This window comes from Thermodesulfobacteriota bacterium, assembly GCA_030583865.1.
In the GTDB taxonomy this organism is placed as follows: domain Bacteria; phylum Desulfobacterota; class GWC2-55-46; order GWC2-55-46; family GWC2-55-46; genus UBA5799.
The window spans coordinates 2,015,465-2,029,204 of the sequence record CP129479.1; the positions used below are offsets into that span (position 1 = coordinate 2,015,465).

At 60.1% G+C, this 13,740-nt stretch carries 11 protein-coding genes; 6 read left to right on the forward strand and 5 right to left on the reverse strand.

Translation table 11 applies throughout. The features are described from left to right. Positions 1-3 precede the first annotated feature (3 nt). From QY316_09620 to QY316_09640, 5 genes are all read right to left on the reverse strand, one after another. Positions 4-1,938, reverse strand: coding sequence for an aconitate hydratase (locus QY316_09620; GenBank protein WKZ32161.1), 1,935 nt, complete (start codon positions 1,936-1,938; stop codon positions 4-6). A gap of 251 nt (positions 1,939-2,189) precedes the next feature. Beyond that, on the reverse strand, positions 2,190-4,070 hold the full coding sequence (locus QY316_09625; GenBank protein ID WKZ32162.1) for a methyl-accepting chemotaxis protein: 1,881 nt from the start codon (positions 4,068-4,070) through the stop codon (positions 2,190-2,192). Positions 4,071-4,084: 14 nt separating this feature from the next. Next, positions 4,085-4,651: a cytochrome c family protein gene (locus QY316_09630; GenBank protein ID WKZ32163.1), complete on the reverse strand. Its 567-nt coding sequence runs from the start codon at positions 4,649-4,651 to the stop codon at positions 4,085-4,087. Positions 4,652-4,717: 66 nt separating this feature from the next. Continuing rightward, positions 4,718-6,745 carry an MtrB/PioB family decaheme-associated outer membrane protein gene (locus QY316_09635; protein WKZ32164.1) on the reverse strand — a complete coding sequence of 676 codons (2,028 nt, stop codon included), beginning with the start codon at positions 6,743-6,745 and terminating at the stop codon, positions 4,718-4,720. A 25-nt stretch (positions 6,746-6,770) separates the two neighbouring features. Beyond that, positions 6,771-7,646, reverse strand: a complete 876-nt coding sequence (locus QY316_09640; protein ID WKZ32165.1) for a DmsE family decaheme c-type cytochrome — start codon at positions 7,644-7,646, stop codon at positions 6,771-6,773. Between the two features lie 172 nt (positions 7,647-7,818). Between QY316_09640 and QY316_09645 the strand changes: the two genes are divergently transcribed. The 6 genes from QY316_09645 to QY316_09670 are packed head-to-tail and all read left to right on the forward strand — an operon-like array spanning position 7,819 to position 13,736. Continuing rightward, positions 7,819-8,199, forward strand: a complete 381-nt coding sequence (locus tag QY316_09645; protein ID WKZ32166.1) for a DUF2267 domain-containing protein — start codon at positions 7,819-7,821, stop codon at positions 8,197-8,199. A gap of 48 nt (positions 8,200-8,247) precedes the next feature. Beyond that, entirely contained in the window at positions 8,248-9,255 is a 1,008-nt protein-coding gene (locus tag QY316_09650; GenBank protein ID WKZ32167.1) for an NAD(P)-dependent oxidoreductase, read from the forward strand. 3 nt (positions 9,256-9,258) lie between these two features. Next, complete coding sequence (locus tag QY316_09655; GenBank protein WKZ32168.1) at positions 9,259-11,082, forward strand: glycoside hydrolase family 15 protein; 1,824 nt, start codon at positions 9,259-9,261, stop codon at positions 11,080-11,082. Between the two features lie 60 nt (positions 11,083-11,142). Further along, a complete protein-coding gene (locus QY316_09660) occupies positions 11,143-11,550 on the forward strand; it encodes a hypothetical protein (protein WKZ32169.1) in 408 nt (135 codons plus the stop codon). 1 nt (position 11,551) lies between these two features. Then, the gene (locus tag QY316_09665) at positions 11,552-12,148 is read left to right on the forward strand and encodes a gluconate 2-dehydrogenase subunit 3 family protein (protein ID WKZ32170.1); all 597 of its coding nucleotides are present in this window, start codon (positions 11,552-11,554) and stop codon (positions 12,146-12,148) included. 13 nt (positions 12,149-12,161) lie between these two features. Then, positions 12,162-13,736, forward strand: a complete 1,575-nt coding sequence (locus QY316_09670; protein WKZ32171.1) for a GMC family oxidoreductase — start codon at positions 12,162-12,164, stop codon at positions 13,734-13,736. The last annotated feature ends 4 nt before the right edge of the window (positions 13,737-13,740 follow it).

A 13,740-nucleotide genomic window follows, 5' to 3' on the forward strand; every position in this document is an offset into this window, starting at 1 on the left:
CGCTTAAGCCCTTGCGGCGGTCGTGTAATTGAGCGTGCCGCCCGCGAGTATGGTCTCTATCTGCCTCGGCGAATAGCCGTGCCTGAGCTTGTATTCGCTGCCCTTGGTCACGTTCTTGAGCGTTACCGTCTCGCTTGAGGTCAGGGCCTGCCTGAGGCCGGGAAGCTCGAGCTCGTCGCCGTCGGCAATGGAGTCATAATCCGCCGGGTTCTCGAAGGTAAGGGGCAGTATGCCGAAGTTCACGAGGTTGTCCTTGTGGATGCGGGCGAAGCTCTTGGCGATAATCGCCTTTATCCCGAGGTACATGGGGCAGAGGGCCGCGTGCTCGCGCGAAGAGCCCTGGCCGTAGTTCTCGCCGCCCAGCACGAACCCGCCTCCGGCGGCCTTGGCCTTCTCGTGGAACTTGGCGTCTATCTGCGAAAAGACGCTCTCGGAATACTTGGGCACGTTAGAGCGGTACTTGAGCCACGTGCCCGCAGGGGTTATGTGGTCGGTCGTAATGTTGTCCCCGAGCTTTATGAGCACATTGCCCTTCAATGAATCCGGCAGGGCGGCCTGCTTGGGTAGCTCCTTTATGTTCGGGCCCCTGGCTACGGTCACCTTCGAGGGGTCCTTTGCCGGGGGTATTACCATCGAATCGTCTATGAGGAACTTGGCCGGCGCCTTGACCTTGGGGAACTTGCCGAGCTTCCTCGGGTCGGTTATTACGCCGTATACCGCGGCGGCCACAGCCACCTCGGGGCTGCAGAGGTAGACCTTGCCGTCCTTGGTGCCGGACCTTCCCTCGAAGTTCCTGTTGAATGTGCGGAGAGATACGCCTCCGGACGGGGGCGACTGGCCGTTCCCTATGCACGGGCCGCAGGTGGCTTCGAGTATCCTCGCGCCAGCCTCTATCAGGTGCGAAAGCCCCTTGTTCAAGGCCATCATGTCGAGCACCTGCTTGGAGCCCGGGGAGATGGTCATGCTTACCTCGGGGTGCACCTTGTGCCCGCCCTTGTGAAGGACCTCGGAAACGAGCATCAGGTCCCTGTATGAGGAGTTCGTGCAGCTTCCCACGCAGACCTGGTCGACCTTAAGCCCCTCGACTTCCGAGACCTTGCAGACCTGGTCAGGCATGTGGGGCCTGGCTATCATGGGCTCGAGCTTGGAGAGGTCTATGTCTATCACCTCGTCGTACTTCGCGTCCTCGTCCGCCTTGAGCTCTATCCAGTCCGCTTCCCTGCCCTGCGCGGCGAGGAATTCCATTGTGACCTCGTCGGAGGGGAAAACCGAGCTTGTGGCGCCGAGCTCCGCGCCCATGTTGGTTATCGTGGCCCTCTCCGGGACCGAGAGGGATTTCACGCCCTCTCCGCCGTACTCGATTACCTTGCCAACGCCGCCCTTCACGGTCATCCTGCGGAGGAGCTCGAGGATCACGTCCTTGGCGGACACCCAGGGCTTGAGCTTGCCCTTGAGCTTGACGAGGACTATCTTCGGATAGGTAAGGCTGAACGGGCCGCCGCCCATGGCGACGGCAACGTCGAGGCCGCCCGCGCCTATGGCAAGCATGCCTATGCCGCCGCCCGTGGGGGTGTGGCTGTCGGAGCCGAGCATGGTCTTGCCGGGCTTTCCGAACCTTTCGAGATGGACCTGGTGGCAGATGCCGTTCCCGGGCTTTGAAAAGTAGATGCCGTATTTGGAGGCGAGGGTCTGGAGGAACCTGTGGTCGTCGGCGTTCTCGAATCCGCCGTACTGGAGCGTGTTGTGATCTACGTAGCTCACCGAAAGCTCGGTTGCGACCCTCGGCACGCCCATCGCCTCGAACTGCAGGTACGCCATCGTGCCCGTGGCGTCCTGGGTGATGGTCTGGTCTATCCTGATGTTCACCTCTTTGCCCTTTACGGGCTCACCTGAGACCAGGTGGCTGTCAATCAGCTTTTCCGCAACGCTCTTGCCCACGATTGCTCCTCCTGTTATGGTATGGAAGACGACTTCTTATTATATCTTACCAGGGTCCTTTATTCCACAAAAACAGGCACTTACGTTTTGAGGAATTTGGAGCAAATGAGGATACACAAATAAGCCCGAAAAGTCAATCTAAACCGGAGGGAAGCAAGGTGAGATAAAGGGCGGCACAGTGTGCGGAGCGCGCAATTAAAAAGGCCTCCCCTTTGGGGGGAGGCCTCTGGCAAATCGAATTCGGACACTTCTTATTTCACGAGGGCGAGCTTCCTTTTCCGCTCTACCGGCCGCTCCTGGACCGAAGGCGCCTCGGGCTTGTCGCCGTGGGCGGTCTTGAAGAGCGATATCATCTCCTTGAGCCTTGCCGAGAGCTTGGCGAGGTCCACCGCGGCGTCGGCCACGTGCCCCACGTCGTCCGCCCTGCTCTTCGCCACCTCGGCAACGGCCTCGATGTCGCGGCTTATCTGGCCCGCGGCTGTGGACTGCTGCTCCGAGGCGGTCGCTATCTGCTGGACCATCACCGAGACCTGCTCGACCTGGAGGAGTATCTCGTCAAGCGCTGCCCCGGCTTCCTTGGCGTAGCCCGACGCTTCCTCGACGGCCTTGACCTCCTTGTCGGTGCTCTCTATGGCCTTCTTCGTGTCCTCCTGGATCGCCTTTATCATGACGCTTATTTCCTTGGTGGCAAGGGTCGTCCTCTCGGCGAGCTTCTTCACCTCGTCCGCGACCACGGCAAAGCCCCTGCCCTGCTCGCCGGCCCTCGCGGCCTCGATCGCAGCGTTCAGCGCAAGCAGGTTCGTCTGGTCGGCGATGTCGTTGATGACGCCGACTATCTTCCCTATCTCGGCGGAGCGGCTGCCGAGCTTGGATATGGTCTCCGAAGACTCGTTCACTATCGGCACTATGGAGCTCATGCCGTTTATGGAATGGGCCACTATGTCCGCGCCCATCCTCGCGGCGCTGCTGGCCTTCTTGGCGGCCTCGGCCGCGCCGTGCGTATTGCCGGCGACCTCGTTTATGGTGGCCGAGAGCTCCTCGGACGCGGTAGCGACCTGCGCGGTCTTTGCCTTCTGGGCGTCCGTGCCGTTCACTATCTGGGTAGACGAGGCCGAGAGCTCCTCGGAGGTGACCGCCATCTTGACCGTAGCGTCCTGTATCTCGCCTATCATGCCGTTGAACCTGTCGACGAACGAGTTGAAGCCGCGGGCGAGCTTGCCCATCTCGTCCTCGCTCTCGACCTTGAGCTTGGCGGAAAAGTCGCCGCCTGATAGCCTGTTGAACCCGGCGAGGAGCGACCTCACGTTCCTTATGACGAAAACGGACATGAAGAACGAGAGTATGCCGAGTATTATCGCAAGCCTCACGGCGCCGACCCCGGCGGTCTTCAGGTTATTGGCGACTATGTCCTTCTGTATGTCGGCTATCGAGAACTCCATGCTTATCGCGCCGAGGACGTCGCCCTCCCTGGCCATCTTATGGCAGCCGCTCGTGGATGCGCAGCTCTTCTGCGCGATATAGGGGATGAGGACCCTGCCCTTGTCGCCGGCGAAATGGTATATCGGCTGGCCTGTCGCGAGCACTTCCCTGTCGAGGTCGTCCTTGGGTACCTCCCTAGGGTCGGTCTCGCGGACGAGCCTGGCATTCGTTATCTTCTCCTCGGCGTCGGCTATGTAGCCCTTTATGTCCTCTATCTCCTCTTTTATCTCGTCCCTTTCATCGGGGTCCCTCGCGGCCATGAGGTCGTCCTCAAGGCTTGCGATGTCGTCCTTGAAGGCCTTTATGGCCTCTATCTCCCTGGGGATGAGCTCCTGCTCGTTCATCATCCTGAAGCCCTCGTCGACCTTGGGGCCCCTTATTATCCTCACGTGCTCGACGCCGCTTATCTCCTTTGACATGGCGTCGAGCATGGAGAAGCGGATGTCCATCTTGTCCTCGCGCATGAGGGTGTTGAGGGTGGTCCTCACGTTCTCGGCAAAGACGAAGGTCCACTTCTTGATGTCCTTGTACATTATGTCCTTTTCCTTTTTCATGCTGAACCACACGTCAAAGGCCGTAAGGACCACAAGGGCGGCGCCGATGGTTATCATCACCTTCGCGCCAAGGCTCAAATTCCGGAACTTTTTCTTCATCGATCTCCCCGGACTCAGTGTTTACCCTCGAGCGGGTAATATTCATGGAAGGCGCGGTTTTTCTTGAGCGCATCCTGCACGTTGAAATCATCGCTCCTGAAGGGGTTGTCCTTGTGCTTGTGGCACGAGTTGCAGACCTCGGGGTCGAGCGAGCCGTAGAGCTGCCCCGCAGCCATCGCCTCCGCCCGGGTGAACTTCGTCGTCTTCTCCTTATGGAGCGCCCTGTATTCGCTTCCCGGGCCGTGGCACATCTCGCAGCCCACGCCGGTCATCTTCGGAGTCGAGGCCGTATTGGCGAAACCGCCGTCCTTCTCGTATCCGGTTGTATGGCATTTGAGGCATTTGGCGTCGTTCCCGTAGTCCTTGTCCGGCTCAAGCCCGGCGCTCTTCTTCTTTGAGGCTTTCTTCCCCGACTGCAGCAGGTCTACGGCCTTTGAATGCACGCTCCGTTCCCAGTCGGCTATCTCGGATTTATGGCACTTGCACCCGTCTACCCCCACGTATTTCGGCGCGGTCTCCGCCTCTGATGCCGAAAGAGTCAACACAAACGCCGCTGATACCACCATGCCCCAGAACCTCATCTGAATCGCGCTCCTTTCAATCCTTGATGATTTTTATTTCTGCTCCATTGCCTGCTGCGCCGGACTTCAGCTGCCGAAACGGTATGTCAGGAACAAGAGCGCCTGGTGCGCCTCGTAGTCCTGGACCGGGCCGCTAAGGGTGATTACGTTGGCGATATCAGCCGAACCCGGGTCTACGACATCGGTCTGCCAGTCGTCGGACCGGTAGTTCTCATATCTGTACCCGGCACTGAGGCTCAGGTTTTTATCGATATTGTACGTGCCTGTAAGGGCGGCGGAGTGGAGCCTCGTAACAAGGTCCGGCATAGGCGGGCGGCCAGGCAGGAAGGTCAGTCTCGCGGTGCTCTGTGAATATGAGTAGTCCGTCTTGAATACGAGCCTGTTCTCCAGGAACCCGAAATTGACCCCGATACCGGCCGTGTCTATGTCCTCGTCATGGTTTACGGCCCAGTCCAGATTACCGCCCGTCCTGCCGACCTGGCCGGTGTCTATGCGCTCCCTCGTATAAAAGCCGTAGAAGGCTGCCTCCCTGGAGAACGTCCAGTTGGCGTCAACGGTATAGGTATTCCCTTTCCTAACCTGAAGGCCGAGGGCTGAGTTGTCGAAATCGTCCTGGAAATACGAAGCCGCCGCTGAAAAGGCGAGGGCCGCCGAAGGCAGGTAGGTAGCGCTTGCGCTCACCTTCGTCCTGTCGCGGTCGGCAAGGTCGATCTGGAGTATAGTATCCCCCTCCTCGGCCTTCCTTTCGGAATAGGCCACGTTCAGGCCGAGCGACAGGTTACCGAAATACCCGCTCTGTACCCCTGCCTTCAGGGTATTCTCCCTTGTCTTCTCCGCGTCGCGGTGGGACCTCTTGACGACCTCTTTTTCGTACCCGGCCCTCAAGGTGGTCGCGCCGGAGAGGAAGTACGAGCCGTCGAGGCTCAAGTTGTTCGAGGTGTAATCGAAAGGCTCGCTGGTCAATGTTGTCGTGGTCACGGTGTTGTCGTTCCGCAGGTATACGAAAGTCTCCTCGGGCGTCCTGTTGTCGGTCGAGTAGTACCTGTACCTGAGGTTCAGCCCGAGCCTGGGCGCGGGCCTGGAAGCCGCGTTGAAGACCAGCGTCTTGGTCCTTATCTCGGCCTCCGCGCTCTCCCTGGGCGGGATATTGGCCGGGTCGTTCTCGGGGAGGTTGACCGAAAAGGGCAATAGCTTCTCGTCCTGCTCCATCATCCCGTACTCGGCGAGGAAGTTCACCCTCGTCGAATAGAACGGAAGGGCCGTGCCGCCGGAAAGGCTGAACCTCTGGTGCCTGTTGTCCGGGGGCAGGGATATCCTCGCGAAATCAACCGTGGTAAAAGGACTTTCCCATGAAAGCGTCTCGATGCTGTTGTCGAAGTCGGAAAGGAGATAGTCGAACCGGATATAAGACGCCTCTTTCTGCCAGTCCAATCCGGCCCTCAACTCGTCAACCCTGTAATCGACAGGCTCCGGCAGGATCACTCCTCTTGCGCTGGCTGGGCTGCCGGACGTACCGACGGTGCCGCCGATTGATTTCAGGCCTTCCTTGTCCTCCCTGGAGACCGCAAGCGAGTAACCGAACCCGCTCCGAAGCCTCTCGGAGAAGCCAAGCGCAGCCTTCTTCCTTTTCAGCTCAAGCTTTACGTCCTGAAGGTTATCTCCGATGTTGGTCAGGGCGGGTGTGTTGGTGCCTCGTACAAAGCCTGCAGGCAGCGTAAGGTTTGAACTCCCCACGCCGTCGAAGAACGTCCTGCTGTTATTGGATATGAGCCTTGGCGTCTGGCTGAACGATATGAACGAATCGAACCTCCCGAACTGCCCGCCCCTCAGGAAGAGCTCCCTGCTGTCGAGCCCGATGTCACTGGCAGCGAACTCGAGATAATAGGGCCCGCTGTAGCGCCCGATATCCGCGCTCCCCAGGAGATACGCGCCGTCCTTTGCAAGCCCGGAGTATTCCCCGAACTTGTATGACTCGTTGTCGATATCGAGGATGCCGACCCCGATCGAAGCCGAACCGGCAAGCTCTGCCCCGCTTGAGTCGGCAGGAGCCGCGAGAAGGGCGGCGACTGCGGCGATATAAAGGAATCTTTTCATCTCAGGCCTTTTCCTCCAGCTTCGGTTACCTCTGGAACCTTGCTCCAGAAGGATGGTTTGAGCCGTGCACCTGGCTGTGGCAATTGAGGCAACCTTTTCCGGCAAGCTGTTGCGCTGTAAGATTGCCGCCGTCATACCTGTTTCGCGGATGGCTGCCCAGAGTGGTGTGGCACGTCTGGCAAAGGTACGGGTTCTTTATCTTGAGGAGCGATTCGAAGTTCGACCCGTGCGGGTCGTGGCAGTTCGCGCAGTTCTCCCTAACGGGCGGGTGCTCCCATATCACGGGCCCGCGCTTCTCCTGGTGGCAGGCGTAGCAGTTCTCGTTCACGGACGCCTGCCTCAGAGCGCTCGGTCCCGGGCCGCCGTGGGGGTTGTGGCAGTTATTGCAGGTCATCTTCCCTTCACGGAGCGGCATGTGGGAAGTCCTCTGGAGCTGCGCCCTCCTCTCCTGGTGGCAGGCGAAGCATACGTCCATCGCGGGCCTCGCCTCCTCGGCGTGTATCTTGTGGCAGGACGCGCACCTCATGCCCGAGAGTTCGTGCCGGCTCCCTTTCCAGAAGCCCCTTTCGCCGTTCTCGTGGCAGGCGAGGCACCTTGCGTTAGCCTCGGTCGGAATGCCCTTTTCCGGCCTGAAGTTCTGTATCCTCAGGTCGAGGTCCTCCCTGTCCACGGCGTCTATATGCTCGGCGCCGGGACCGTGGCAGGCCTCGCAACCCCTGGCCTGGAGCTCGCCGTTGGGGGCCGAGGTAAATACCCTCCCGTGCCTGTCCTTCGCGTATTCCGCCCTTATCTCCTTGTGGCAGGCGTAACATTCCCTTTCACCGACATATCCGCCGTTGTCAGCGGCGTATGCCGGGGATATGGCGAGAAACAAGATGGCGACATAGAACAACCTGAGCATGACTTCCCCCCGAGCCTGTTTCTTTCCTTGCTTATCGTCCGGCGTCCTGGAAACTTTATTCTTTTTCACAACCAGGCGCATTTTCCCCTGATTTGACAATCAGATAACATATGTTTAAATCGATTTAGAAGCGGTAATTATTCCCCTGATCCTCATTCAAAGAGAGGGCTTTATGGAGTACGTACGGTTCATAGACGAGGTAAAAAAATTCGACTTCATAGGAAGCGAGGAGCGGGCCGATTCCCTCGTCAAGGCGGTCCTCGGCATTCTCGCAAGCTCGGTTGACGAAGAAACGGCGCGCAAATTCACCGAAAGGCTTCCGGACCCGCTTACGTTCGAAAAGCTCCGGGGCCATCAGGCGAGGCCCGTCGAAATAACCATGGAGGAGTTCTTTTCCGAGATAGGCGCGCAGTTCAAGATTAACCCTGACGAGGCCAAGACGGCTGTGGACGCCGTCTTCCACCTTGTAAAAGAGGCGGTGGGTGCCCCTACGCTCTCTGAAGTGGAATACTCCATGCCTCCGGACGTGGCCGAGGAACTCGAGGCGGCCTGAGCGCCCTCCTCCCCGCCACCTGGGCGCCTTTACGAACGGCGAGTCCCCATGAAGATAATCTTCTTTGAGACAGGGCCGTGGGAGGAAAAGGCGCTTGAAGGGCTTTCCGGGCATGAGGTCGTGTTCAGCGCCGAGCCGCTTACCGTCGAAAACGCCGGGCTCGCTTCGGGCGCCGAGGTCGTATCCGCCTCCATATACTCGAATCTCTCATCCGGGGTGCTGGAAAAGCTCGACCGCCTCGGCATGGTGGCCGTCCGCTCGGTCGGGTATGACAACGTGGACGTGGGCTATTGCCTCAAGCGCGGCATCGTGGTCTCCCGGGTGCCAGAGTACGGCGGGAACACTGTAGCCGAGTTCACCCTCGCGCTCATGCTCGCGGCGAGCAGGAAGGTGGTCCGGGCGGCTGCCAGGGCCAGGGAGGGGGATTTTTCGCTCGCGGGCCTGAACGGGTTCGACCTGGCCGGGCGCGTCCTGGGCGTCATAGGGACCGGGAGGATAGGGAAGCAGGTTATAAAATACGCCGGGTGCATGGGCATGGAGGCGGTCGCGTTCAGCAGGACGAGGTACGCGGACCTCGAAAGGGAGCTGGGCTTCAGGTATACGGGGTTCCGCGAGCTCCTCTCCCTCTCCGATATCGTCTCGCTCCACGTGCCAGCCACTCCCCAGACCCGGGGCATGCTCTCCGACGGCGAGTTCGCGGCAATGAAGAAAGGCGCGGTGCTCGTAAACACATCGAGGGGTGAGGTAGTGGACACAAAGGCGCTCCTCCGGGCCCTCGCGTCAGGAAGGGTTTCGGCGGCGGCGCTCGACGTGCTGCCCCGCGAAAAGACACTGAGGAGCGAACCGGAGATGCTCCGCGCCGCATGCGAGGGGTGCGAAGACCCGGAGGGGCTGCTCGCGGCTGAGGCGCTCCTTCGCCACAGGAACGTGATCGCAACCCCGCATATCGCCTTCTTCACGGACGAGGCCATGAGGCGCGCCCTGGAGGTCACCATCGAGAACATAGCCTCCTATATAAAGGGACAGCCCGTCAACTCGGTAACCCGGGCCGCTTGACCCATGTACAAGAAGATATCTGATTACGGCGTAATCGGGAACTTCCACTCCCTCGCGCTGATAGGGCTCGACGGCTCGATAGACTGGCTCTGCCTCCCCCACCTCTATTCCCCCAGCATCTTCGGCGCGCTCCTGGATTCCGAAAAGGGCGGCTACTTCTCCGTGACCCCTGAGGGCGAGTACGACTCCACGGCCGAATACCTGGAAAACACGAACATACTCTCGACCTGTTTCAGGACCCGGCAGGGAGAGGCTACCCTTACCGACTTCATGACCGTGCCGTTCGGGCCGGAGGAGGAAAGAAAGAAGGAGCGGCATGAGCTCTACAGGCGTATCGAGGTAGTCAAGGGGGGAATGGAATTCCGCGTGCGCTTTGAGCCGCGGCTCGATTACGGAAGGGCCGCTGCAAAAATCAGCGGCATTGACTGCACGGTAAAGGCCGTGGCCGGGCGGGATAGTATTCATCTCGAGGCCACCAGGCCTCTTGAGATCCTCGGAGACAGGGCCGAAGGCGCCTGGGTCGTGAGGGAGGGCGAGACGGCCTGGCTCCATATGAGATACGGCATCGGCATAGAGGGCGGCTTCGACGCCGCGAAGGCCGAACGGGCGCTCGACCAGTCTGCCAGGTACTGGAGGATATGGGCCAAGAAGAGCGAGACCGGGGTCAGGGTGGACCTCGGGCCCTACAAGGAGATGATAATGCGCTCGGCCCTCATATTGAAGCTCCTCTATTTCTACCCGAAAGGGACGATGGCGGCCGCGGCCACGACCTCGCTCCCCGAAGTGGTCCGGGGCGTAAGGAACTGGGACTACAGGCACGCGTGGCTCAGGGACACGTTCTTCACCCTGGAGGCGCTCTTCAACATAGGGCACGGCGAGGAGGCGCACGGGTACTTCGGCTGGATAGAGGAGCTTGTGATGAAGTACGGCCCGGCAATCCAGAGCGTATACGGCCTGAACGGCGAAAAGGACCTGCCTGAATGCGAGCTCGGCCATCTGGACGGGTACAAGGGCTCGAGGCCGGTACGCATAGGCAACAACGCGGCTCTGCAGCGCCAGAACGATATCTACGGGGATATACTCAATGCCGTGCACAAGCACGCGGAGCTCACCGGCGAACTCAACCCGAGGCTGTGGCCGTCGCTACGGAGCATCTGCGATTTCGCCGCCGAAAGCTGGCGCGACAAGGACTACGGCATATGGGAGATGAAGAGCGGGCCGCACCATTTCACGTATTCGAAGGTAATGTGCTGGACCGCGCTCGAAAGGGGCATCAGGCTCGCCGAGAGCTACGGCCTTAACGGCGACACCAGGGGATGGAAGGACGAGGCGGGCGAGATAAGGCGCGACATAATGGAAAATGGCTGGGACGAGGGCAGGCTGGCGTTCGTCCAGCACTATGAGACCGACCGCATGGACGCGAGCAGCCTCCTGATACCGATGGTGGGCTTCCTGCCATTCGACGACCCAAGGGTAATATCGACGGTCGAGGCGACGAAGCGCGAGCTATCGTTCAATGATTGCTTCTTTTACAGGTACAAGACCGACGACGGGCTCCCCGGAGAGGAAGGCGCATTCCTCATCTGCTCCTTCTGGTACATCGACTACCTTATCGCCAGGTGGAGGCTCGAGGAGGCGGAGACGTATCTCAGGAGGACCGAGACGGTCTCGAACCACCTAGGCCTTTTCTCGGAGGAGTACGATTTCAAATGGATGGAGCCGCTGGGGAATTTCCCCCAGGCGTACACGCACCTCGGCTATATAAACTCGGTGCTCGCTCTCAGGAAGGCCAGGGCGGCCCTCAAAAGGGCCGGGCCTGTGGTTTGACACCGGTTCAAGTGGTGCTTTACTTGAATCATGGCCTGCCATCCAGGCGCGGAGACTGTCATGGAAAGATGGGACGCATGGACTCCGGAGCGCTTCTTTTACCTCTTCATCGGGCTCGCGTACCTGATGGTCTGGGTCCAGGCGCTCCTGATGCACTGGAGGGGAGCCTTCCGCTTCAGGGTCATGTGGGCGCCGGTCATCGAAGGACCGGCGCTTTCTCTCATGGGTGTCGTTTTCGCCTTCGTTCACGGCGGCTGGCTCAATACGCTTTTCATAATCGTCTTCACTTTGGGCGCGCTTGGCGGCCTGGCCGGGACGTACTTTCATTTAAAGGGAATACGGCGCTACATAGGCGGGTGGACCCTCCGGAACTTCTTGGCAGGGCCGCCGCCCATGCTGCCGCTTACCTTCTCCGCGCTCTCGATAGGCGCGCTCCTCGTCTACTTCGCCTGGCACACGGGAGGATAGGATGGCGCTCACCAGGAAAGACTTCGAGGCCTTCATGGAGAACTGGGACGAAAAGGCCAGGCGCATCATAACCGGGCGCATGGAGGGCCGTTTCGTACGGGAGCGTCTCCTGAGGTTCACACCCGAAGAGGGAGAGATCCTGAGGGCTCTTCTTAAGCGCCTCATCCCCGGGGACGAGGGCATAGACCTCGTCGGCTTTCTCGACTGGGCGCTCGACAAGCCGCTCGGGCGCGGGGACAGGCCTGAAGGCATGCCCGAAGACCACGTCCTTTTCAAGGAAGGGCTGAGGGGAATAGAGGAGAGCGTAATGGCAGGCTATAATAAAAGCTCCTTCATTGAGCTTGCTCCTGGTGAACAGGACCGGTTTCTAACGGCTCTCCAGGAAGGGCGGCTCAAGGGCGGGGTGTGGGAAAGGATACCCCCGTCCTATTTCTTTATAAAGCTCCTTACAAGGGCCCTTACGGGCTACTGCTCGCACCCGCTCGTGTGGATGCGTATGGGGTTCCCCGGCCCGAGCTTTCCCGAGGGCTATGTCTGGATAAGCCGCGAAGAGGTCTCGGCCAGGCGGCGGCACGCGCCCGGCTGGAAGACCCTTTAATGAGGATTAAGTAATGAAGCCCATGCGCGAGCACATGAGAAGACATGATGGCCCGGTGGACGTCTGCATCGTCGGGGCTGGCGCAGCCGGTGCCGTGCTCGCAAAGGAGCTGTCCGAGGGCGGGTCGAGTGTCGTAGTAATCGAGGCCGGGCCCTGGCTTGATACCGGTGAAGACTTCGTAAACGACGAATTGACCATGCTCGACGGCCGCATGGACTGGGACGACCTGAGGATAACTGGCGGGAGCGACCCTATCCCCCTCGGGAGGAACAACACCGGGAGGGCGGTCGGCGGCAGCACGGTCCATTATACGGCAGCCACGCTACGCCTCCACGAGGACGACTTCGAGCTTAAATCCCGCGAGGGCCTGGCAGACGACTGGCCCATAAAGTACCATGAGCTGGCCCCGTATTACGACAGGGTGGAAAGGTATCTAGGGGTGTCCGGGCCCAGGCGCTTCCCGTGGCCTCCGCACCACGGGCCGTTCCCTTACCCGGAACTCCCCTGGAGCGCGAGGGACCAGTACCTGGGCCGGGGCATGATACGCCTCGGGCTTACTCCCGCAAAGGCGCCTCACGCCATAATAACCGGCTCGAAGGACGGCAGGTCCCCGTGCATGATGTACGGCTTCTGCACGAGCGGCTGCAAATCCGACGCGAAGTCGAGCACCCTCGTTACCTACATACCGGACGCAGTGAAGGCGGGCGCCGAGATCAGGGAGGGCTCTTTCGCGGTCAAGGTGAATACGAGGGCCGACGGCCTGGCCAGGTCAGTCACTTACATCCGAGAGGGAAGGGAATACGAGCAGGAGGCCGCAATAATAATCCTTTCATGCTATGCGGTAGAGACGCCGAGGCTCCTCTTGAACTCCGCGCCCGGAGGCCTTGCGAATTCGAGCGGCATGGTCGGGAGGAACTTCATGGTCCACCTCGGCGACAACGTCATCGGGAGCTTCGACGAGCCGGTGGACAACTGGGTAACGCCGCCAGTCGGCATCATGAACCAGGACCGATACGGCACGATAAAGGGCAATGACTTCGTCCGGGGCTATACGCTCGAGGCCTACAACATGTTCCCCATAGAGTTCTACACGGGCTTCGTCGAGGCGAACCCCCACCTTTGGGGAGGGAAGTTGATGGATTTCATAGACTCCTACCAGAACCGGACCATGATAGGGAACGTCGGCGAGGTCCTCCCGAACGAGGGCAATTACGTGGGGCTTGCCGCCGAGACCGACCGGCACGGCGTGCCTGTTGCGAAGGTGGTGTTTTCAAGGGACGAGAACACGAGGAAGCTATCGAAAGACTCGATGGACCTCTGCGAGGAGATACTCAAGGCTGCGGGGGCCAGGGATGTTATGCGGCAGGAATCGACCATACACGTGCTCGGGACCTGCAGAATGGGCGACGACCCTTCGAGGTCCGTCGTTGACAAGTGGTGCCGCTCTCACGACATCCCCAACCTCTTCATCTGCGACGGCAGCGTCTTCGTGACCGGCGGCGCCGTGAACCCGAGCCTTACGATAGAGGCGCTCGCCACGAGGACCGCGGGACACATACTGGAATACGGCGGAGCGAAGGCCGCCTGAAAGG